General features: G+C 58.0%; 22 protein-coding genes. 8 read left to right on the forward strand and 14 right to left on the reverse strand.

The window, feature by feature from the left end; genetic code table 11:
* Positions 1–49: 49 nt before the first annotated feature.
* From BK658_RS19315 to BK658_RS19350, 8 genes are all read right to left on the reverse strand, one after another.
* On the reverse strand, positions 50–874 hold the full coding sequence (locus BK658_RS19315; protein WP_123583664.1) for a quaternary amine ABC transporter ATP-binding protein: 825 nt from the start codon (positions 872–874) through the stop codon (positions 50–52).
* On the reverse strand, positions 871–1722 hold the full coding sequence (locus BK658_RS19320) for an ABC transporter permease (protein ID WP_123583665.1): 852 nt from the start codon (positions 1720–1722) through the stop codon (positions 871–873). The genes BK658_RS19315 and BK658_RS19320 overlap by 4 nt, the downstream gene beginning before the upstream one ends.
* Before the next feature lie 70 nt (positions 1723–1792).
* Positions 1793–2761 (reverse strand): ABC transporter substrate-binding protein, encoded by a 969-nt coding sequence (locus tag BK658_RS19325; protein WP_123583666.1) that lies wholly within the window; start codon positions 2759–2761, stop codon positions 1793–1795.
* Positions 2762–3654: 893 nt separating this feature from the next.
* On the reverse strand, positions 3655–4302 hold the full coding sequence (locus BK658_RS19330) for an amino acid ABC transporter permease (protein ID WP_123583667.1): 648 nt from the start codon (positions 4300–4302) through the stop codon (positions 3655–3657).
* Position 4303: 1 nt separating this feature from the next.
* A complete protein-coding gene (locus tag BK658_RS19335) occupies positions 4304–4984 on the reverse strand; it encodes an amino acid ABC transporter permease (protein WP_123583668.1) in 681 nt (226 codons plus the stop codon).
* 3 nt (positions 4985–4987) lie between these two features.
* Entirely contained in the window at positions 4988–5764 is a 777-nt protein-coding gene (locus BK658_RS19340) for an amino acid ABC transporter ATP-binding protein (protein WP_123583669.1), read from the reverse strand.
* 48 nt (positions 5765–5812) lie between these two features.
* Positions 5813–6778 carry an ABC transporter substrate-binding protein gene (locus tag BK658_RS19345; RefSeq protein WP_123583670.1) on the reverse strand — a complete coding sequence of 322 codons (966 nt, stop codon included), beginning with the start codon at positions 6776–6778 and terminating at the stop codon, positions 5813–5815.
* Between the two features lie 84 nt (positions 6779–6862).
* Complete coding sequence (locus tag BK658_RS19350) at positions 6863–8296, reverse strand: amino acid permease (RefSeq protein ID WP_123583671.1); 1434 nt, start codon at positions 8294–8296, stop codon at positions 6863–6865.
* A 339-nt stretch (positions 8297–8635) separates the two neighbouring features.
* Between BK658_RS19350 and BK658_RS19355 the strand changes: the two genes are divergently transcribed.
* Genes BK658_RS19355 through BK658_RS19365 form a run of 3 tightly spaced genes read left to right on the forward strand, consistent with a single transcriptional unit; the run spans position 8636 to position 11682 of the window.
* On the forward strand, positions 8636–10054 hold the full coding sequence (locus BK658_RS19355; RefSeq protein ID WP_123583672.1) for an aminotransferase-like domain-containing protein: 1419 nt from the start codon (positions 8636–8638) through the stop codon (positions 10052–10054).
* A gap of 4 nt (positions 10055–10058) precedes the next feature.
* Positions 10059–11303, forward strand: a complete 1245-nt coding sequence (locus BK658_RS19360; RefSeq protein WP_123583673.1) for an NAD(P)/FAD-dependent oxidoreductase — start codon at positions 10059–10061, stop codon at positions 11301–11303.
* 28 nt (positions 11304–11331) lie between these two features.
* Positions 11332–11682 (forward strand): RidA family protein, encoded by a 351-nt coding sequence (locus tag BK658_RS19365; RefSeq protein ID WP_123583674.1) that lies wholly within the window; start codon positions 11332–11334, stop codon positions 11680–11682.
* Between the two features lie 149 nt (positions 11683–11831).
* Here BK658_RS19365 and BK658_RS19370 read toward each other — a convergent pair whose 3' ends face one another.
* The gene (locus BK658_RS19370) at positions 11832–12761 is read right to left on the reverse strand and encodes a LysR family transcriptional regulator (RefSeq protein ID WP_123583675.1); all 930 of its coding nucleotides are present in this window, start codon (positions 12759–12761) and stop codon (positions 11832–11834) included.
* A 124-nt stretch (positions 12762–12885) separates the two neighbouring features.
* On the opposite strand from BK658_RS19370, the gene BK658_RS19375 reads away from it, so the two are divergent.
* Complete coding sequence (locus BK658_RS19375; protein ID WP_123583676.1) at positions 12886–13644, forward strand: sulfite exporter TauE/SafE family protein; 759 nt, start codon at positions 12886–12888, stop codon at positions 13642–13644.
* 201 nt (positions 13645–13845) lie between these two features.
* Complete coding sequence (locus BK658_RS19380) at positions 13846–14118, forward strand: DUF2790 domain-containing protein (protein WP_123583792.1); 273 nt, start codon at positions 13846–13848, stop codon at positions 14116–14118.
* A 44-nt stretch (positions 14119–14162) separates the two neighbouring features.
* Here the strand turns inward: BK658_RS19380 and BK658_RS19385 are convergent, their stop codons facing one another.
* From BK658_RS19385 to BK658_RS19405, 5 genes are all read right to left on the reverse strand, one after another.
* Positions 14163–15119: a LysR family transcriptional regulator gene (locus tag BK658_RS19385; protein ID WP_123583677.1), complete on the reverse strand. Its 957-nt coding sequence runs from the start codon at positions 15117–15119 to the stop codon at positions 14163–14165.
* A 65-nt stretch (positions 15120–15184) separates the two neighbouring features.
* On the reverse strand, positions 15185–16135 hold the full coding sequence (locus tag BK658_RS19390; protein WP_123583678.1) for an aldo/keto reductase: 951 nt from the start codon (positions 16133–16135) through the stop codon (positions 15185–15187).
* Positions 16136–16199: 64 nt separating this feature from the next.
* Positions 16200–17696, reverse strand: coding sequence for an efflux transporter outer membrane subunit (locus BK658_RS19395; protein ID WP_123583679.1), 1497 nt, complete (start codon positions 17694–17696; stop codon positions 16200–16202).
* Positions 17697–17715: 19 nt separating this feature from the next.
* Positions 17716–19215 (reverse strand): DHA2 family efflux MFS transporter permease subunit, encoded by a 1500-nt coding sequence (locus tag BK658_RS19400; protein WP_123583680.1) that lies wholly within the window; start codon positions 19213–19215, stop codon positions 17716–17718.
* Positions 19215–20351: an HlyD family secretion protein gene (locus BK658_RS19405; RefSeq protein WP_123583681.1), complete on the reverse strand. Its 1137-nt coding sequence runs from the start codon at positions 20349–20351 to the stop codon at positions 19215–19217. Before BK658_RS19405 ends, BK658_RS19400 begins: the two co-directional genes overlap by 1 nt.
* A 257-nt stretch (positions 20352–20608) precedes the next feature.
* On the opposite strand from BK658_RS19405, the gene BK658_RS19415 reads away from it, so the two are divergent.
* The 3 genes from BK658_RS19415 (at position 20609) to BK658_RS19425 (ending at position 22799) form a co-directional block, all read left to right on the forward strand.
* Positions 20609–21232, forward strand: coding sequence for a TetR/AcrR family transcriptional regulator (locus tag BK658_RS19415; RefSeq protein ID WP_123583683.1), 624 nt, complete (start codon positions 20609–20611; stop codon positions 21230–21232).
* 37 nt (positions 21233–21269) lie between these two features.
* Positions 21270–21794: a G/U mismatch-specific DNA glycosylase gene (gene mug / locus BK658_RS19420; protein WP_123583684.1), complete on the forward strand. Its 525-nt coding sequence runs from the start codon at positions 21270–21272 to the stop codon at positions 21792–21794.
* 90 nt (positions 21795–21884) lie between these two features.
* A complete protein-coding gene (locus BK658_RS19425; RefSeq protein ID WP_123583685.1) occupies positions 21885–22799 on the forward strand; it encodes a LysR family transcriptional regulator in 915 nt (304 codons plus the stop codon).
* Positions 22800–22818: the final 19 nt, after the last annotated feature.

The raw sequence follows: 22818 nt of genomic DNA on the forward strand, positions 1-22818 counted from the left end.
TGGGAGCGAGCTTGCTCGCGATGAGGCCAGCCCAGTCACCACAAAACCTTCAAACCACCGCCGCACGCCGCTGAACGAAACGATCAACGTAGTCATCGGCCGGCGAATGCAGGATTTCTTTCGGCGTGCCGACCTGGATCAGGCGGCCATCCTTGAGGATCGCAATGCGGTTGCCGATGCGCACGGCCTCGTCGAGGTCGTGGGTGATGAACACGATGGTCTTGTGCAAGGTCTTTTGCAGTTCGAGCAACTGGTCCTGCATCTCGGCGCGGATCAGCGGGTCGAGGGCACTGAAGGCTTCGTCCATCAGGATGATGTCGGTGTCCGCTGCCAGGGCGCGGGCCAGGCCCACGCGCTGACGCATGCCACCGGACAGCTGATGCGGGTATTTGTTTTCGTAGCCTTTGAGGCCCACGGTGTTGATCCAGTGCAGCGCACGTTCAGCGCACACTTGCCTGGTTTCACCGCGGACTTTCAAACCGTAGCCGACGTTGTCCAACACGCTCTTGTGCGGCAACAGGCCGAAACTCTGGAACACCATGCTGATCTTGTGCCGACGAAATTCGCGCAGGGCTTGCATGTCGTATTGCAGGATGTCCACGCCGTCCACCAGGATCGCGCCGCTGGTCGGATCGATCAGGCGGTTGAAGTGGCGCACCAGGGTCGACTTGCCGGAGCCGGACAGGCCCATGATCACGAAGATCTCACCCTTGCCGATGCTCAGCGACAGGTCGTTCACCCCGACTACGCAACCGGTCTCGGCCAGCACCTGATCCTTGCTCTTGTTCTGTCGGATCATATTCAGCGCGTCGGCCGAACGGTTACCGAAAATCTTGAAGACGTTTTTGACTTCGATCTTGGCTGCGTTGCTCATTGGCTCACCTCATGCCGTGGCCGACCGTAGGCTTGAGTAATGCGGTCGATCACCACTGCGAGAATCACGATCGCCAGACCGGCTTCAAGGCCACGCCCGACATTGAGGGTCTGAATACCCACCAATACATCTTCACCCAGACCACGGGCACCGATCATCGAAGCGATCACCACCATCGACAGGGCCATCATGGTGGTCTGGTTGATCCCGGCCATGATGCTCGGCAGCGCCAACGGCAGTTGCACACCGAACAGTTGCTGCCAGCGGTTGGCACCGAAGGCATTGATGGCTTCCATGACTTCGCCATCGACCTGGCGAATGCCCAGATCGGTCAGGCGAATCAGTGGCGGTGCGGCATAGATCACCGTGGCGAAAATCGCCGGGACCTTGCCCAGACCGAACAGCATCAACACCGGAATCAGGTACACGAAGCTGGGCATGGTTTGCATGATGTCGAGCAGCGGCATCAGCACCGAACGCAGACGATTGCTGCGCGCCGACAGAATGCCCAGCGGAATGCCGATCAGCACCGAAATAATCGTCGCCACCAGCATCAGTGCCAACGTTTGCATGAGCTTGTCCCAGAGGCCGACAGCACCCACCAGGAACAGCAAACCAACGATCACAGCCGTCGTCACCACTTTGCGGGTCGCGTGCCAGGCAACGCCCGCGACGATCGCCAGCATCAACCACCACGGCGCTGCACGCAGCAGACCTTCGAGGTTGACGATGGCCCAGAGCAGCGTGTCGGAAATGTGCCGGAACACATCACCGTAGTTGGTGACCAGCGAGTCGACCCAACCGTTGACCCAGTCGGCGATAGAAAAGGTGAAACTTTCGGGAAACATAAGAGACTCTCAATCAAGTGGATGTGGTGAGCGTCCCGGCCAACCCCTCGGTGAGCCGGGAGGTGTCGACCTACAGTGCCGCGTTGATCTTTTTGGCAGCGTCGGCGCTGACCCACGCCTGCCAGACTTCAGGGTGTTCTTTGAGGAAGATTTTCGCCAGTTTTGGCGACTCGATACGTTCCTTGGTCATGCGGCCCAGATTCTGATTGAGCAGGTCAATTGGCAGGTTGACCTTTTCCAGTACGGCCACCAGTTCCGGGGCTTCGTCGTGGAAAGTTTTCGACAGACCGACTTTGATGCTCACGGTCTTGTCTACGCCTGGTTTTTCTTCCAGCTTGACCAGGTCAACCTGACCCATCAGCGGCGTTGGCGACCAGTAGTAGAACAGGAACGGCTCGCCGCGCTTGTAGCTTGACAGCACGGCAGCATCCAGCGCTGGACCGGTGCCTGGGCGGAAGTTGGTGTAGCTGTTTTCCAGGCCGTAGCTTTTGAGCATTTCGCTGTTGTCCAGCTCACAGGTCCAGCCGGCCGGGCAGTTGTAGAAACGGCCCTTGCCTGGCTCTTCCTGGTCCTTGAACACGGCAGAGTATTTTCCCAGGTCGGCGATGTTTTTCAGACCTGGCGCCTTGGCTTCGATTTTGCGCTTGGCGTCGCCTTCAACCACATAGCGCGGCACGTACCAGCCTTCGATCGCACCGACCACTGGTGCGCCGACACCAACGACCTTGCCGGCTTTCTCGGCCTTGTTCCAGACTTCGCTGCGGCCAACCCACTCCTCGGCGAATACCTGAATGTCGTTGCTGCCCAGGGCGTTTTCCATGGTGATGGAGTTGCCTGGCAGACTGTCAGTCTTGCAGTCGTAGCCTTTTTCCAGCACGACTTGCAGCACGTCCGTCAGCAGCATGGCGCTTTCCCAGTTCAGACCGGCGAATTTCACCGGCTTACCCGACTCGCACCAACCCGCTGCTTGCGAGGCGCCAGCACCGGCCAGCAGGCCCATGGAAAGCAACGTGGTCAGCAGGGTCTTATTCATTTTCATTGTGTGACGCTCCCAATCATGAAATGGATTACGGCAGTCAAGAGGCATCCAGCCCTGTCTTCGTCCAGTCAACGTCTGGGCCGCAGTAACACGGCCTTTCCACTCATCTTTTGTACTGATGAACACGTCCTGCTCTATTGGCAGGTTCAGGCCCTGATTGTTGGCATAGTCGATAGCGATCCCAGACCTGCAATCAATCCCAACCGACCCGGCCAGTGGGTGTGCAAAGGTGCGCGATAAGCAAATCATTGGGCACCAGGTCAAGTCACCTACACCACTAAACATACGTGTTTACTTGTACATACAATCCTATGCAATCAAGCGGCCAACTTGTTGAATGAATATCTGAAAAGTGTTTGGGCAGGCTCAAATGCCCACGCAGCAAGGCTTATGAGCGCGCCGATTTTTCCGAGATTTTTTTGAAGGAGATGGAAACTGTTACTTCAACGTGGTTTCGCACCACACCGAGGCATTCGGTAACAAAATGGTGCGCGATGAGAAGCACAATGAGTCAATCAAGACAGTTGTTCCTACGTAATGACCAGCACGTAGAGCACGGCAACGACAGCTTCTCGAGCAACGATTTACGATGGAAAAGAGGTACAGGAGTATTGCTGCGCCTGATCCAGACCAGAAGTTCAAATCAGCCTAACAATCAGGCTGCAACGATCAACGAAGGTTGAAAGCCATCAAGTGTGGCAAACAGGAACTCCACTGGTATTCAAGCCCGCTTCACGCTTTCTCGAATCTCGACTTTTTCAACACAATCAGTCGACAGTAGACATTGGTATTCACCGTGTTGAAGCAACGCCCCAAAAGTGCACACTCGAACACCTGATGTCGGACTAAGGCCGCCGTAAGAGAGGCGAGCCCATGCTCGCCCTCATTTCAACTCAGTGCCTCGTCCTGCGCTCCAGCAAACGCACGGCGAGTGAGAGCGGATAGCACATTGCAAAGTAAATGCAGCCCACCAGAATGTAGATCTCCAGCGGCATGAAGTATACGGAGCTCAAATCCTGAGCCCGCAGCATCAAGTCCGGGGCTGCGATCAACGAGGCGACGGAAGTGTCCTTGAGCAAAGAGATTGCAACGTTGCCAATCGGAGCCAGAACGATGCGAATGGCCTGGGGCAACACGACCCAACGCAAAACATTGTGCCGCGCCATTCCAATCGCTTTCGCCGCTTCGACCTGCCCCTTGGGCACCGCCTCGAGCCCCGAGCGGTAGATCTCCGACAAGTAGGCCGCGGCATTGAGCCCCAGCCCGATCATCGCCGCCTGGAAGGAGCTGAATTGGATGCCCACCGAGGTCAAGCTGAAATACACGATGAACAGCTGTACCAGCGCCGGCGTACCACGAAAAGATTCGATGTAGATCAGCGCGGCGCGGCGCAATGCCGGAGCGCCCGAAATCCTCGCCAATGCCACCAGCAAACCGACAATCAAACCGATGACCAGCGCGCCGAACGCCAACTGTAGCGTGGCCCAGGCCGCCGCCAGTAACTCGACATGGGTTGCTTCCCACAGCTCGCCATAGCCCATATCAATTCTCCTTGACAACTTTGAGGCGACGTTCGGTTCGAGCCGCCCAGTGGGAAATTATCAGGCTCAGCACCAGGTAAATGATGGCCAGCAGGAAGTAGATCAGGTTGGTCTGGTAGGTTTCGCTCACCAGCATCTTGGCCTTGAATGTCAGCTCCGGGACAGCAGCCGCTGACGCCAGGGAAGTGTCCTTGAGCAATCCGATGACGAAATTCGCCATCCCAGGAATGGCGACCTTGAACGCCTGCGGCAGCACAATGATGCGCATCGCCATCGACCGGGTCATACCGATCGAAAACGCCGCTTCACCCTGCCCTCGATCAATCGTCTGAATGCTCGAACGGAACACTTCCGACAGAATCGCCGCGCCGTTCAGGCCAAAACCGATGATCGCCGCGCCGATGGCCGGCAGTGTGATACCGATGTAGGTGAGCCCGAAGTACAGGATGAACAGCTGGGTCAGAATCGGTACGTTGCGAAACACCTCAAGATAAACGCTGGCAATAAAGCGCATGACACGGCTGCGCGACAGCCGCATCAGCGCCAGAGCAAACCCCAGCAGCGCCGCCACAATGAACGCCGCCGCCGTCAGGCCAAGCGTCGTCAGCGCACCGATCCCCAACACATTCAAAAAGTACGGCAGCATCTCGATGGCTTTGTTCAGTGCAGTCGAATCGAACATCGATCAGTGCTCCTGCACAGCGCGGATGAAGGAGCGGGTACGTTCGATCTGGCTCTCACGGAAAATCTGCCGGGGCGGGCCCTGCTCGACAATGTTACCGTCGGCCATAAAGATCACCTGATCGGAGACGCTTTCGGCGAAGTGCATTTCGTGGGTCACGATAATCATCGTCATGCCCTCCTCCGCCAACTTGCGCATGACGGTCAGCACTTCGCCCACCAGTTCCGGGTCCAGCGCCGAAGTGGCCTCGTCGAACAGCATCAGCTTGGGTCGCATCGCCAGCGCTCGGGCGATGGCGATGCGCTGCTGTTGCCCACCAGAGAGCTGTTCCGGGTACACGTCACGCTTGGCGAACATGCCGACCTTGTTCAGCAGGTCCTCGGCCAGTTCCACCGCTTCCGCGCGGTTGCGCTGTTGCACCTTGAGCGGGCCGAGGATGATGTTTTCCAGTACCGAGAGGTGCGGAAACAGATTGAAACGCTGGAACACCATGCCGATCTCAGTGCGCATCCGCGCCAGCTCCTTATCGCTCATGGGCACTTTTCGTGTGCCCACCAGACGTTGGCCGATCAGTTCGTTATCGATGTAAATGTCACCTTTGGTCGGCTCTTCAAGGTAGTTGACGCAGCGCAGCAAGGTGGTCTTGCCCGACCCGCTGGGTCCGATGAGCGAGATCTTCTGGCCCTGCTGTACGTTGAGGTCGATGCCTTTGAGAACGTCCAGGCTACCGAAGGACTTGTAGAGCCCTTCGATCCGCACCAGTGGAGTTGATTCAGCCATGAGCAATGTCCGTAAGTGGATGACGCAAACTGTGATCGCGACGTCGACTCAGGCGAAGGCCTGACTGAAATCTCGCGGTGGGTGCTGGAACGGCCCGATGAGGTTGCCCTTCTCGTCCCGATCCACGCCGATACGCGGGTCCTTGGCTGGAGGCACGAGGTAGTCGGGGTTCTTGATCCCGTACTTGGCGAGGATCGGTTTGATCTGATCGGTACTCTTGAGCCAGCGCAGGCCCTGGTTCACGCCATCGAACAAGTCCTGGTTCTGCGGATGAACGCCCCAGATCGCCTCGAACTTGGCGGTCAGGCTGGGGAATTTTTCATCGTAGGACATAGGGATCTGTTTGAGCTTGAGGCTCGGGTCCTGAAGGATCATGTAGTCGATGGTCGGGGCATCCAGCACGGCAAAATCCAGCCGTCCGGCCCGCACGTCACGCAAGCAGGAGTCGGTGTTGTCGTAGAGTTTGACCTCCTTCACGCCCTCGATTTTCTTCATGTCCGGGATAGTGAAATAGCCGGTAATGGCACCGATGGTGCGACCCCTCACGTCGTTCACAGTGATTGAGGTTTCGAACGGCTCGCTGTCGCGCATGATCACGTAGGCACCGGTGTAGAACACCGGGTCGGTCAACAGCAGGATCTTCGAGCGCATTGGGTTCCAGGCAAAGTTGCCGCCGAACCAGTCGGCACGTCCCGACCTCACCGCTTCGACGACCGCCGGGAAGCCCATGGTCAGTACATCGAGTTTGAGCTCGAGGCGGTCAGCGATGAGCTTGAGCAATTCCAGATCGGTGCCGACGGGTGTGCCTTCGCGCAATGCCCCCAGAGGCATGTCGCCCAGACAGGCCGCGGTCAGATAGCCGGGGCGAACGGTCTTGATCGGTTGCCCCGCAGCGAATGCGAAGGACATCGGCCCCATCGCGCTTCCCACCAATGCCGCCAATGAGCCGTAGCCAGCGGCTTTGAGCAACCCGCGCCGGGAGAAACCTTGGGTATCAAACTTGAAGTCGGACATAGATCACCTATTGGCAAATAATTGTTTTGGACCGTTACAAGCCATACAACTCAACTGCCCTCCCTGGCAGGACTTCCCTGCGTATCAGGACCTTGTGGGCAAGCCCGCCAGGATGTCGATGGCGCTAACGTGTGGCTTGCTGGCCTGCTGGCGTCGGCGCTTGAGCATCAGATAAGCGGCGGATACCACGCCGAGGCTGACGAGGCTGGCCATGAACTGGGTACGCAAGGATTCCTGGAACGCCATGGCGACCAAAACACCCGCAATCACTGCCACCACAGCATAGGACAACCACGGAAACAGCCACATCTTGAGGGTCAGCCGCGCCGGCGCCGTGGCTTCGACCTGCCGGCGAACCTTGATCTGCGCCAGCGCTACCGCGAGGTATACAAACAGCATCACCGCACCGGACGCGTTGACCAGAAACAGGAACACGCCCTCCGGAGAAATGATCGCCGCCATGATTGCGATGTAGCCGATCACGCTGCTCAGCAGCACTGCAGCCCTTGGCACTTTGCGGCCGGTCAGGATCGACAGTTTCGCCGGTGCATCGCCACGCTGGCTCAGGCCGAACAGAATCCGCGACGACACGTACAACCCGGAGTTCAGCGCCGAGAGCACGGCCACCAACACCACTGCCTGCATGATCATTGCAGCACCGGGAATGCGCATGACTTCCAGCGCTGCCACGAACGGTGAATGGCCGGCAACGATCTGACCCCAAGGCACCACGCAGACGATGAGGAAGATCGAGCCCACATAAAAGGTGATGACGCGGAAGATCACCGAACGGGTCATGTTCGCCACGCTCTTCGATGGATCATCGGACTCAGCAGCGGCGATGGTTGCGATCTCGGCGCCACCGACGGCAAAAATCACCGTTGGCACACCGGCCAGAATCGCACTCACGCCGTAAGGCATGAAGCCGCGATCACTCACCAGATTGCCCAGTTGTGCGCTGGTGCTCGGCGCGAATCCGAAGAGGTAGGCGCCGACCACGAAGATGAAGACGATGATCGCGAAGACTTTTAATGAAGCGAACCAGTACTCAAATTCGCCATAGGACTTCACCGACAGGCAATTGATGGCAGTCATGAGTGCCAGCAGGCTCAAACCAATCATCCACGCCGGCAGCGGTATCCATTGCTGGAGGATGTTAGCCCCCACCACGGCTTCGACTGCCACCACAATCACCCAGAAGTACCAGTACAACCAGCCGCTGGTGAACCCGACCCAATTGCCCAGGCCGATTCGGGCGTACTCGGTAAAGGAGCCGACACCGGGCAAGGCCACGGCCATTTCGCCGAGCATGCGCATGACCAGCATCACCACGATGCCGGCCGCGAGATAACTGAGAAATGCCGCCGGGCCAATGGCCTGAATCGTTGCGCTACTGCCGACAAACAGGCCTGCGCCGATGATCCCGCCCAGCGAAATCATCGTGATATGGCGCTGCCGCAAGGCTCCGCTGAGACGCTGCTCGCCGGCTTTTTTTATGGATTGGTGAGTGTTGCTCATTGGATGACCTCCGCTTCGCCGCCTGGGGTCGCTGGACCGGATAATTTCATCGAAGACTTTGCGCGAGGGGGACAACACACCGGATACTCTGTGGCGCCCGCTGGCCGGCAGAATGGTCGGTGGTGCCGGGACGGACCCGGCTGGAACGTTTCGATAGTCATGTGCGTACCTGTTGGGCTGAGCATGGCAGCCATTTTCTTATTGTGTTGCATGACAAGCATTACAACTCACACACTAATCACGGTTTTTTAGCTTGTCAATGGGCTTTGTATCGGATAAAAAGCAATACAAATTTGCTTATTGTCTTGCTACAAGCATGACAAGCAGGGATAAAGCGCCATGAGTCAATTCGAACAACTGCTGGACGAGCTCAAAGCCAACGCGAGCTTGCAGCGCGACAAAGCAGAAACCCTTTACGCCCAATTGGCCGATTCACTGGCTGAGGCGATCGGCAATGGCAAGCTCAAGCCGGGCGAGCGTCTGCCGCCCCATCGCGAGTTCGCCAGCGCACTGGGGGTGAACATCACCACGGTGACCAAGGCCATGGCTGTGTTGCAGCAGAAAGGACTGGTCGAAAGCCGTCCGGGACGAGGCACGCAAGTCGCACAACCACGGCATCCGGCAGCACAGTTTCAGTCGGCACCGAGCAATGACCCGGGCACCGTCGACCTGAGTGTCAACCGCCCGGCCACCGATGGTTTCAATCGGGTGTTGGCGCAGTTGCTGCCACGGCTTTCCAGCGACCCGCGCTTCGGTGACATGAAGGACTATCACCCGTCCGAAGGTCCACTTTGGGCTCGTGAAGCCGCAGCGCAGTGGTTGCGCCATACCGGCGTACACGCCGAAGCCTCGCAGATGCTGATCGTCGAAGGCGCCCAGCATGGCATTGCCAATACCTTGCGCAGCCTGACCAACAGCGGTGACACCGTGCTGGCCGACAGCGTGACCTATCAGGGCATCAACGCCTTGTGCCGCTCGCTGGGTCTGATACTGGTCGGGGTCGACGCCGACTCGCGCGGCATGTCACCCGACGCGTTGCGCCTGGCCTGTACTGAACATCAGCCACGGCTGCTATTCCTGGTGCCGTCGATCCATAACCCGACCGCCATTACCCTTGATGCCGAGCGTCGCGAAGAACTAGCGGCGGTGATTCGCGAAACCAACCTGTTGGTGATCGAGGACGATGTGTATCGACCGCTGCTGGATCAATCGCCCCCAGCCTTCGCATCGCTGATGCCGGAACGCACGATCTATATTTCAGCCCTCTCCAAATGCATCGCACCGGGATTGCGCATGGGCTTTGTCATGGCGCCCCAACCGTTGGTGCAAGACATCGCCGCCATGCAGCGCATCGACTGCTGGAGCACCTCGCCACTGACGGCACTGATCGCCACCCGGCTGATCGAGGACGGTCATGCCCAGCATCTGGTGTCGGAACAGCGCGAAGAATTGCGGATCCGCCAAGCACTGTTGGCCACTCATCTTGAAGGCCTGGAATTCCAGCACAGCACCACCGGCACTCATGCCTGGCTGGTGCTGCCAGAACCGTGGACCGGCTCGCGCTTCGCTCGCCTGTGTCAAGACCGCGGCGTGGTGTTGCTAGCCGGTGGGGCGTTCACCTTGCGCCCGGAACTCTCGCCGCAAGCGGTGCGTATCAACATCTCAGCCGCCCTGTCACGGGAGCAGCTGGTCAAAGCCTTGGGTGTTATCAGCCAACTGGCGCGCCAGGGTCATCTCTATATGCACAACCGGATCTGAGGACATGACACAGCCAATTCATTGCGAAATTGCCGTTATCGGCGCCGGGGTGGTCGGGGTTGCAACTGCACTCTGGCTGCGCCGCCAGGGTTACCAGGTGCTGTTGCTGGAGCGCGACGCAATTGCCTCCGGAGCGTCCTACGGCAACGCCGGCACCCTCGCGCCCTATGGCGTGATGCCCATTGCCCAGCCTTCACTGTTGAAGGCGATTCCGTCGCTGCTGTTTTCGCCGGACTCGCCCTTCGTCATCAACTGGGCCCGCCTGCCACGGTTGATGCCCTGGCTGTTGCGGTTTCTCAATGAATGTCGCGCGAGCCGCTGTGAAGCCAACACTCTGGCCCTGACAAAAATACTGCAACACACCTATAGCGGTTATGCACCGCTGCTGGCCGACTGCCCCCAAGCCGATCATCACCTGCATCACAATGGTTGCATTTATGCCTATGGCACCGAGCAAGGTTTCGCCGGCGCCCAGGCAGCCATCGAGTTACGCCGCTCCCTGGGTATCGCGCAGCAAGTGCTGAGCGCCGCCGATGTCGAACAACTGGAACCGGCGCTCGCGGGTAAATCCGTGGCTGGCATTTTGTTTCCCGAGTCATCCCACATGGATGACCCACGTGCCTTCATTGAAGCACTGGCGGCACCGCTGATCGCTGAGGGAGCGCTGCATCAGGCAACAATCACTGATCTGCAAAAGCACAGCGACGGCCTGCATCTGCGCAGCGCCGAAGGCCAGGTCTATCGTGCGGAGCGAGTCGTACTGTGCGGCGGCGCCTGGTCTGCGATGCTGGCGCGTCAGGTCGGCGATCACATTCCACTGGATACCGAGCGCGGCTATCACATCGAATTCGATCTGCAAGACACCCTGCTCAACCGCCCTTGCTGCCCAGTGGAAAGCGCGTTCTACATGACGCCCATGGCCGGACGCCTGAGGGTGGCGGGCACAGTGGAACTCGGTTCGATCAACGACCCGGCCAACCCCAAGCGGTTTGATTATCTGGAGCGACACGTGCGCCGGGTAATGGGTCTGACAGAGCCGGTCGCGCGCAAATGGCTTGGCTTCCGTCCTTCCCTGCCCGACTCATTGCCGGTGATCGGCCCATCACCGAACGAACCACGGTTGATTTACGCCTTTGGTCATCAGCATCTGGGCCTGACCCTGGCCGGGGCAACCGGCCAATTGGTCGCCGACTGCATCGCCGGCAAAGCACCTCAATGGCTGGACAGTTTTTCAGTGCAACGTTTCTGAGCGGCGCCATTTCACAGGAGAGCAATTGATGCAAACAATCGAACGCAAACACACCAACCAACGCATGAGCCAGATCGTCATCCACGGCAACACCGTATACCTGGCCGGACAAGTCGGCGAAGCCGGCCACACTATCGCCGACCAGACCCGCGAAGCTCTTGCGCGAGTGGATGCCTTGCTAAAGGAGGCTGGTTCAACACGCGACCAATTGTTGCAAGTGACCATCTGGCTCGCCGACATGGCGGACTTCGAAGCAATGAATGCCGTCTGGGATGCCTGGATTCCGTCCGGCCATGCCCCGGCCCGCGCCTGTGGCGAGGCGAAACTGGCCGACCCGACGCTACTGGTCGAAGTGATAGCCTGCGCCCGCCGAGATTGAATCGACAGGCATTACGCCTTCAGAGCGCCCGTTTTCATTCACTTTGACGCCTGCTCCCGCAAGCGCCTGCCGATCGCATCCATCTCATCCAATAAGGGGGCAAGGTGGGCGATTCTCAAGTGGGTGCAGGAACGGCGGCTGGCAGTTGCCTAGGGCATTAGAACCGGCTTTTGATCCAGGTTTTCGCCAAAGCCACGGATCACCTGCAACAACGACTTCACCCGCAGTGGCAGATTCCCGGCCGGGTACACCGCATGCATCTGCGGGCTCTCACCACCGCTGGAAGTGAGCGTGTACTCGGGGCAGACCCGGAGCAAGCGCCCCGCTTCCACTTCGGGCTCTGCGACCCAGTCCGCCAGGCGGGCGATCCCGACGCCCGCCAGGGCCGCCTGGAACACCGCCACACCAGAGCTGAATCGAAACTTCGGATGAACCCGAACGCTGACGGCCTGCTGTTCACTGCGAAAATTCCATTCCTTGAGAATCCGCGGCGCCGTATGCAGGATCAGCGAGTGCGCCTCCAGCGCCTCGATGGAATCGGGCATCCCGCGCCGCTCCAGATACCCGGGGCTGGCATACAGGTAACGTGAATAACTCCAGAGCGGAAATCCGATCAGGTCACTGGATTGCGGAAACGAACCGCGAATCGAGAAGTCCAGCTTGCTCTTGGCCGGGTCGATAGTCTTATCGGTGAAAACCACATCGACGTTCACGTCTGGATAACGCTCGCAGTACTGCGCGATCAATCGGGGTAATACCCCGTGTCCGAGCATCTCGGGGGCGGATAAACGGATCCAGCCGTAGGCCAGGCCGCTGAGGCCGGCCAGGTCTTCATCTGCCTCTCGTTGCAGATCCAGCATTTTGTAAGCGTGGGGCAACAAGCACTCACCCGCCTCGGTCAAGCTCACGGCGTTGGACGAGCGATTGAACAACTTGACCCCGACACTTTCCTCCAGGGCTTGAACGGCGCTGGTCAGCGAACTAGGGGAGCGCCCCAGAGTGCGTGCCGCCGCGACAAAACTGCGCTTGCGAGCCACCGTCGCAAAGGCTTCAAGCTCCCCCAACATATCCAGTGCCATCCACCACCTCGTTGCACTTTTCACAACGTGGCATTGCAACACAAAAACGGCCCTTCCGTTAACCTTCCCGCTCAATCCACATCGCTGGACCTTCACTACTCTTTCATCGTCAGGGTCTGATTTCATGATCGATATTGTCATCCTTTGCGTGTTCGCCTTTGCTGCCGGCCTGATCGATGCGGCAGTGGGTGGCGGCGGACTGATCCAGATACCCGCGCTGTTCAACGTGCTGCCCACGGCACAACCCGCGGCACTGCTGGGTACCAACAAGGTCGCGGCAGCCTGCGGCACCGCATTCGCGGCCCGGTCCTTCGTGCGTAAAGTGGTGATCGACTGGGGTCTGGTGATCCCCGCGGCCTGTGCGGCCTTTGTCATGTCCTTCTTCGGCGCGGCCACGGTGTCGTCTGTCCCGCAGTCGGTGATCCGGCCGGCAGTGCTGGTGTTGATCGTGCTGATGGCGATCTACACCTTCTGGAAAAAGGACTTCGGCGCCCTGCACAAACCCATGCACATCGGTACCCGGGAGAAACTGCTGGCGATCGTCATCGGCGGTGCCATCGGCTTCTACGACGGACTGTTCGGTCCCGGCACCGGCAGCTTCCTGATCTTCCTGTTTATCCGTTGCTTCGCGTTCGACTTCCTGCATGCCTCGGCGTCGGCCAAACTGGTGAACATCGCGACCAACGTCGCGGCGCTGATTTTCTTCATTCCCACGGGTAATGTGCTCTACCTGATCGCCCTCCCCATGGCGGCATTCAACATCCTCGGCGCGCTGACCGGCACCTGGCTGGCAGTACGTAAAGGCGTGCCCTTTGTCCGGGGTCTGTTCCTGGTGTTGCTGGTGATCCTGATCAGCAAACTGTCTTACGACTTGCTCATATAAACCTGAGCCGTGGTGCTGACTGTCCCCGTAGCGCTCTATTCATGCGAAATCCGACAACAGTGTTTGTCCAATAGGCCGCTGTCTGGGAAAGGGATAAACATCTAGCATCGTTTCTACCCGGTGAGCAAATTGAATAAACATCAACGAGCTCACGAGGTAAAAACGACGCAGACCAAACCCTTGAGCGATACGGTGAACATGATGAATATGTCAAAAGTTGCGATCTTCCTTGCGCTTGGCAGTTTAGGCGCACAGGCATTTGCAGACGAGAGCCATTCAACAGCCGCGACCCGTCAGGCACCGGTTGAGAGTTATACTTATGCAACCAAGCTCGACATTAAAAAAGTCATTGCAATGACAGGCACTGCGGACCAGTGCGGACCGGTTCCTGTTCAAATGACGTATGAAGACTCTCACGGTCAACAGCACCTCCTTCAGTATCAAGTCATGGGAACAGGCTGTTCAAACGGTTGAGCACTGTGCGGACGATGGAGGGTCGACACTCCATACCTGCAGCGTTAACGAGCTCGAAAGCTGTTATCTTTTCCTGCTGAGCCGACGATTTCTTCATCGGATGCCAACAAACCCGGCATGTAATCCTTAAGAAACTCTACCCATGTCTTTATCTTTGCATCCACGAATTTTCGTGATGGGTATATGGCAAATACATTGAACTCTTCGAAATGATAATCCGGCAGTACCCGCACTAACGTGCCAGCCTTGAGTCCGTCGACTGCAGACGCAATAGGCTGGATACCGATCCCCATCCCGTTCGTTATGGCAACGGTCATGGCGTCGGCGGTATTAACGTGAAACGGCGACAACGGAACGTTGACGGTCTCCACGCCTTCGGGCCCCTCAAATACCCAGTTTTCAACCGGCATTACCGTATTAACAATTCTCAAACAATCATGTTCGCAAAGCGACCTCGTAGAATCGGGGATCCCGCGTTTCTTCAGGTACGCTGGCGAGGCGCAGAGAATGCTGTAGGTGATGCCGAGCCGTTGAGCGACAAACCCTGAATCGGGTAGATCCCGCGCTAAAACAATCGATATGTCATAGCCCTCCTCCAGCAAGTCAGGTAGCCGATTGGTCAGGGTCAAATCAAACATTACCAAGGGATAAGTCTCTCTATACCTGGCAATGGCTTTGATCACGTAATGATTACCGATGGCTCCCATCGCGTGGATCTTGAGCCTGCCAACGGGCATGACCTGGGCGGTACCTGCCTCGTCTTCGGCCTCACGTACCTCCTCAAGAATTTTCTCGCATCGCTGCAAATAACGCACACCTGCCTCGGTCAACGCCAGGCGTCGGGTCGTGCGATTAATCAGACGTGTTTGAAGCCTGGCCTCCAAACTGGAGACCGCTTTGGAAACGTTAGTTGTGGTGGTGTCCAATAGCTCAGCCGCCGCCGTAAAGCTGCCGCTCTGAGCAACAGCAACGAAAAAACGCATGGTCTGGAAAACGTCCATTGCTATCACCTCTGGGGGGATAAAAAGGGGGTGCCCCTGCAGAAGACCGCCCCCCTTGTCGCGCGTTACTTCTTGCCCGGAATAAATCCGGGCACACCGGTTTCCACCACCGAGTTGAATCGTACCCGGGTTGTAATATCTTCCTTGATTTCAAACATGGCCCTGCGAGGCAGGGTAGAAATCGCAAAGTTTTCCTGAATATGACTCAGCGTTGCAGATGTCGTCAGGAAAGCCACGCCACGCTGTACGGACCAGGCCAATGCAACTTGAGCCGGGGTCTGTTGCAAGCGCCGGGCAATGCCTGTGATCACCGCGTCTTCCAGTACTTTCGGCTCCATGCCATGCCCCAGTGGCGCAAAGGCAAGGACGATAATTCCATGCTGCCGACAAAACTCAAGCAGCTCCCATTCAGGCAGATAAGGGTGAGATTCAACCTGCACGACGGCAGGTTTTATCCGGGCCACTGCCACAATCTCTCGCAATGCTTGCAGTGTGATGTCGGATAACCCGATGGACTTGCACCGGCCCTCATCCACTAGACGCTCAAGTGCTCGCCAAGTCTCTATTAATGTCACGCCTGAGTCGTAACTGATTCGCCCCTGCTCGTCTCTTGGTTCCTGGTCTTCGCCCGGTTGAAAAGCAAAGGGCGTGTGGATGAGATAGCAATCAATATAATCAACGTGAAGTCGCCGGCAGCTTGCTTCAAAAGCCGGTAAAACCCGCTCGGGGCGATGGTTGGTGTTCCACAGCTTTGTGGTAATAAACAGGTCTTCGCGCCGGACCTTACCGGCCTCCAGGAATTCCTTTATGGCCGCTCCGACCCGGTCTTCGTTTCGATAGCGCTCTGCACAATCGAAATGGCGAAAGCCTGTTTCCAGCGCGTGCTTGACGGCTTGTGTTGTCACGGTCAGATCCCGGAACAGCGTGCCAAATCCAACGGCCGGCATCTCACCCGATCCGTGGACAAGAGGGAACTTTGTATCGCGAAGTTCATCGTGAAACGCTTCGTATGACATGTCTTTACTCCGATGCTGGGGCCACAGCCGCATGGCGGTAGTGGTCTCTGGTAAAACGCAGCTGCTATTGATAAACAGTTTTTGGCTCTTCGCGACTGGCAACACGTTGCTCGGACACACCCACCGAATTACCGCCGAGCGCCACATACAACCGCACCGTGTCGAGATACTGCGCCGTCTTCACTCTGATTCGGCCCAGTAACGCCCGCTCATAGGCACGTTCCGCCTCCAGCACCTGGAGAATGCTGTTCTCACCTTGCGCATAGGCTTGCTGGTTCAACCGAAAACTCGTTTCGGCCGCTCGTAACGCGTCCTCCTGCGCCAGGTTTTCCTCTGAGTCATGGTTGATTGCCTGCAGCGTGTCAGCGACCTGGCCAAAGGATTGAATGACCGTTTGCTGGTAGCCGGCGAGCGTTGCCTTGTAGCCGTCGACGGCTGCCTGACGTTCAGCCTTGAGCGTGCCGCCATCGAAGATCGGCCCCGCCAGCCCCGCTGCAAGACTCCAGAGTGCGGCGCCACCATTGCCTGAAGCCGCCTGCGCAAGAGACGCAGACAGCGTTACATGGGGATAGAGATTGGCTGTCGCGACCCCGACGGCGGCGCTGGCCATGTGCAATTCAGCTTCTGCTTGCAATACATCCGGCCGGTCGTGGGCCATTTCCGAGGGCAAGCTCACTGGCACGTTTGACGGCAAGACAAACTCGGCGAGATTGAAGTCGGGAGCGGTCCAGTCTCCTGGGCCTTTTCCCGTCAGAACCGACAGCGCATGCCGTGCCGAATCACGCTGTTGAGCGAGGGGCGGCAACAGCGTGCGGTCCTGAGCGAGCCGCGTCTCGGCCAGCGAAACGTCGATCTGCGTGGTGGTGCCATTGGTGTGCGCCATGCGCACGAGCTCAAGGTTCTTCGCGTCATTGGCGAGCAATTTCTCGACGGCTTCCATCTGCGCATTTGCCGAAGCGACCAACAACGCCTGGCTCGCAACATCGCCCGTCAGGGTCAGGTACGCCGCTTCGTAGCGATGTTTCTGCAGACTCGTAAACGCTTCCTTCTGCTCGACCAGCCGCTTGGTACCGCCAAAAGCGTCAAGGTCAAACCCGACCCGTGGCCCAATCGCGTAGAAATTGGAGACGGTTGGCTCGGGCCCATTGTGTGTCCGTTGGCGGCCAGCCTGAGCGCCAAAATCGACCTGCGGATAAAGAGCACCTTCCGCTGCGGCAACAGAAGACGCTGCTTGCCGGATCGTCGCATCCGCCGCCACGAGCTCAAGATTGCCGTCGATTGCCCGACGTACAACCTTGTCGAGCTTTGGCGAATGGAAGGCAGACCACCAGTCACCGCTGACCTTCTTGCCAAGCTCAATGTGCTGTTCAGCAACCTTGTTGCCGCCCTCGCCAAGACGCTGCTCGGCCTGTTGATCGTAGTGCTGCGACAGGCTCTGCGCGGGCGCTTTATAGTCAGGACCGACGGTACAGGCGGACAGGAACATCAACACCGACACCGACACCGCACCGACCATCGTTTGGAACCATTGTCTGTTGAGTACGAACGTATTGGATTTCATTTGGCAGACTCCACGAAAACTAGTTGGTCGGAACGGGTTTGCGAAGAAAGACAACCAGCGGGCTCACCACCAGCATCGCCAGCATCAAAATCTTGAATTGGCCGATAACCGCGATAAAAGCCGCCTGGCCGGTGATCATTTCGTTGAGCCCCCCGAGTGCTTGCAAGGACGTCGACGCCGTCATGGAATGTGCCGCAGCACGATAAGGCGTCAGATGGCTTGCCAGCGCCGCATGCATCGATTGCGCATTGTTGAAGAACAACACTTGCACGACCGCAACGCCGAGGGTGCTTCCGTAAACACGGGCCAGGTTGAAAAAACCGGTACCTTCCGGGCGGAATCTTGGATCGAGCGTGCTGAAGGCCACCTTACTGATCGCCGGCATCAAGACACCGAGGCCGATTCCCTGGAGTGCACCGGCCACCGCGACGGGCCACCAGTCCATCAACGGCGAATAACCGAGCATCAGCCAGTTGGCATAAGCCACCAGCGCCACACCCGCGGCAACAAAGAGTCGCGAGTCGATACGAGCGGGCACACGCCCCATCAGCAGAAATGCACCTACAAGCCCTACACCTCGCGGTATCGTCAGGTAGCCGGTCGTGTCAGGTGGGTATCCGAGAATTTCATCCAGCATCGGGGATGTCAGGGCCATCGTCGGCAACAGCACAAAACCGAGTGCGAAAAAGATGATCGTCGACAGCACGAAATTGCGGTCTTTGAACAAACTTTTGTTGAGAAAATGCACCTTCGCGGTCAGCACATGAACAACGAACAGATAGAGCCCCAGTGCACCTGCCGACGCTTCCAGCCAGATCTCGGGCGATGCAAACCAGTCCAGGCGCTCACCGCGGTCGAGCAGCATTTGCAACCCGATCATTCCCAGCGTGAAGGTGCCGACACCGAAAAAGTCAAACGGCGGACTTTTCTCGGCCTTTTTCTCGGCCAGCAACAGCGTCACCACCACGAAGATAAATACCGATAGCGGAAGGCTGATGGAGAAAATCGAGTGCCAATCGCAATGTTCGCAGACCCAACCACCGATACTCGGGCCGCTGACGATGCCCAAGAGCACAATGGCCGTGAACATCGAAGCAAATTTCGCGCGCCGCGCCGGTGACAGTGTCTCCATTGCAATGGCCATCGAAAGCGGTGCCAGCAGGCCACTCGCGGCACCTTGAATGATGCGCGCACCGACGAACTCCAACGGAGTCGTTGCCTGCATAGCGAGCAACAAGCCAAGGACGAACAAGGCTATTGCGGCTTGATACACAACCTTCAAGCCGTAGCGTCCGGCGAGCCACTGCGCAATCGGCAGGGTAATGGCGCTCGCCGCGAGGTATGAAGTGAATACCCAGCCCGCCTCGTCATCCGTCATCGACAAGGTGCCCTGAATAAACCTCAGTGCCGCATTCGGCAAAGGCAGGTTCGCAGACTGCATATAGGTCGCGAGCAATGCGGCGAACCTGAGCGTGCGCGAACCCTCCCCCACCGGGTTTCCAGCAAGATTGGCGTTCATCAGTCGGTACCTGCGGTTAACAGAGCCTTGAGTGGGTGCCACCAGGGCGTGCGATACCCAGTGTCGACTTTGACCGTGGCGCTGGTACCCGAGAAAAGCGGCAGAGCAGGATCCACTTCATCGAGTTCGAGTCGAACCGGTACCCGCTGGACAACCTTGACCCAGTTACCGGTCGCATTTTCGGGCGGCAGCAGTGCGAAGTCCGACCCGGCACCCGGGCTCATGCTGGCCACGTGGGCTTTGAATACGTGGTCAGGATATGTATCGACGCTGATGGTTGCTTCCTGGCCCGGATGCATATGGGTCACTTCCGTTTCGCGGAAGTTGGCCTCCACCCAAGTCTGGCGATCGGACAGCAGAGCAAAGGCTGGCGCACCGCTGTTGACATAGTTGCCAACCTGCAAATCGTCGACCTTGGCCACGATGCCATCCTCCGGCGCATACACCGTCGCGTACGAGAGATAAAGCTGCGCTTCGTCGAGCTGAGCCTTGGCCTCGCGAACCATCGGGTGTTTGTCGGCTTCGATGTCCGGATTGCCGTTCAAGGCAACGACCGTACTGGCGATCTGCTGTTCGATAGACGCTATTCGTTGCCGTGCAACTTTAAGGTCCGTGTCCGCACGCTCGTAAATGGCGCGCGAGACGAACTCGGTGGCCACCAGCGCTTTCTTGCGGGCAAATTCCCGCTGGTCGAAATCCGCCGACTCTTTGGCCGATTGCAGTTCAGCCTGCTGCTGCCGGTAGCTTGCCTTGAGTCCATCGATGCGAAGCCGCGCGACGCTCAGCTGTGCTTCTGCACGGTTAACCGCGATCTGGAACGGCTCCGGGTTGATCCGAAACAGCACCTGGCCCTTGCGAACAGGCTGATTGTCCTCGACCGCGATTTCGACGACTTGTCCGGAAACGCGAGCGTTGATCGATGCCTTCGCTACCCGGGCGTAGGCGTTATCGGTCGAAACATAGGGCTCGCCCGTCACATAGTGTGAGTACCCAACCGCTGCGACGAGAACCGGGAAACCCACCATAAGGAGTGGTCGTAATTTCTCTTTGAGCGGTTTCTTGAGGGGCGTGTCAGCCTGGTTCGGCCCTGGATGCTCGAAGGCCTGCGAAGCTGGGATGTCGAACTGTTTAGTCATGATCGAATACACCTTTAACCGGGAAATCGGGCTAACACGGCAACGATCGCCTGCGACCCTGATGTCAATAATTGCTGTGAGGAATCAAGCTCGTGTGCGTCAGGAGGATCGCTCTGCCGCACCTGTTTCATCGCCGCAACACCCAGTTCGAGCTCCGCTGCAACAAACCTGAAATTCAGGAACTTCTGGTTCCTTAATTTTGTGCGATGATGTAAGAATATGCCCTGTCCGACCTTCATTCAAGGATTTTGTACAACATGGCACAAAAAAAGATTGTAGAGGGCAAAGGCCGCGGCCGCCCTCGCGCGTATGACCCGCAGACAGCGCTGCAGCAGGCACTTGGGGTTTTCTGGAGCACTGGATATTCCGGCGCCTCTCTGGATAGCATCGCGACTGCGGCTGGCATGAATCGCCCAAGCCTCTATGCGGCATTCGGTGACAAGCACGCGCTCTATATCAAAGCGCTTGAGCAGTATTGGGAATTTGCCGCGACGGCCATGCATGAGGCGCTGACGGACAACACGCTGACACTGGAGCAGGCGTTGATGCGTTTTTATGAGGGGCAGTTGTCGATCTACTTCTCGGGCGAAGGCCAACCGCGTGGCTGCTTTGCGATTGGTACGGCGACTACCGAGGCCGTCGAGGATGCTGAAATACGCGACGTGCTTTCGGATCGGCTGAGCAGGCTCGATGCCGAACTCGAAACGCGTCTGCGAGCCGCAATCGATTCCGGCGAACTGAAAGGCGATGCCGACCCCGCGGCCCTTGCCGTACTCGCGTCATCCTTGCTGCACAGCATTTCGATACGTGCTCGGGCGGGTAAATCCCGCGCTGAACTGACAGAGCTTGCACGTAATGCGGTCAGCGTGATCTGCGGCTAATTAACCTCGGCACCTGTCGGGTTTGTGAGGTTTTATCGTGGGTGAAAGACTCGAAGATATTCTTGCCGAGCAGCTTGCCGTGATTTTCTGTGGCATCAATCCGGGCATGACTGCCGCCGCCCAGGGGCATCATTTTGCGGGTCGGGGCAATCGCTTCTGGCGCACCCTTCATCTCGCCGGTTTTACGCCGCAGGAAGTACGCCCGGAACACGATCGAACGATCTTGCAGTATCAGTGTGGATTAACCGCAGTGGTCGAACGGCCAACCGCGCAGGCGGATCAGCTGTCTGCACATGAATTCATCGCTGCCGCTGCGGATTTTGAACAAAAGATCGCACGTTATGCACCGCGTTTTGTGGCGTTTCTCGGCAAAGCAGCGTACTGCGCGCTGTCCGGTCAACGAGAAATTGCATGGGGACTTCAGTCAAAGACCTTTGCTAATACCTCGGTCTGGGTCCTGCCCAATCCCAGCGGGCGAAATCGCGCGTTCACGCAGGATCAACTGGTCGGCGCGTACCGCCAACTCTGCTTGGCAGCAGGTGCGAGTCGGTTTCCCGGTTGATCAGGGGGGCACTTTACTTTTTCGTCAGACCGGGATAGATAGCGTGTTAGCTGCTTACTTGATACCTGATGTAATCAATCGAGAGATACGATGCCCCGGCATTTTGACGATGTGCAACTCGGCAGCATTGAGCTGTTCTGTTTAGCCGTTGAGTTTGAAAGTTTCACTGCCGCTGCACAGGCGGCCGGCGTGACGCCCGCCGCCGTGAGCCGGTCGGTGTCACGCCTGGAGGAACGTCTGGCGGTGCGTTTGTTCGTGCGGACCACCCGGCAGATACGCCTGACCGAGGCGGGTCGAGTCTATTACGAGCAATGCCGGCAAGCGTTGACTCAACTGGTTGACGCGGAACGCAAAGTGACGGGCCAGCAGCAGGCGCCCTCAGGGGAATTGCGAATCAGCGCACCGACGCCCTATGCGCATTTTCGACTGTTACCACGCCTTGCCGAGTTTCGTCGACGCTATCCACTGGTCAAGGTGGTCGTACACGTCAGCACCCGGAACATCGATTTTGCTGACGAGGGTTACGATCTGGCCATCCGCGGTCGGGCGCCCGATGACTCGGCGCTGATTGCGCGCACACTCGAGAATGCGGAGCTGGTGGTCGTAGCCTCTCCTGAGTACCTTCGGCAGCATGGCGTTCCGCAGGCACTGTCGGACCTGGAGTTACACGATTGCATTCAGTTTGAACTGCCCAGCAGCGGAAGAAATGTACCGTGGACCTTCATCGTCGATCAGCGGTCGGTCAGCGTGCACACCTCTGGAAATACCACCTGCCTTGAAGATTACCTGGCAACGATCACGATGGCCAAACTCGGCGCCGGGATCGTGCAGGCGTACCGGTTTACCGTTCAGGCGCAAATCGACAGTGGTGAATTGGTCGAGGTACTCGGGCAGTTTGGTGGCGCTACCCGGCCCTTCATGTTGCTGTATCCCCATGCCCGCTACCTACCGATGAAAGTAAGAGCGCTGATTGATTTCTTAACGGACCCGGAGTCGGTTCATTGATCGTTCGGCAAGGGTAAGG

The organism is Pseudomonas brassicacearum (assembly GCF_003732175.1).
Classification (GTDB): domain Bacteria; phylum Pseudomonadota; class Gammaproteobacteria; order Pseudomonadales; family Pseudomonadaceae; genus Aquipseudomonas; species Aquipseudomonas brassicacearum_G.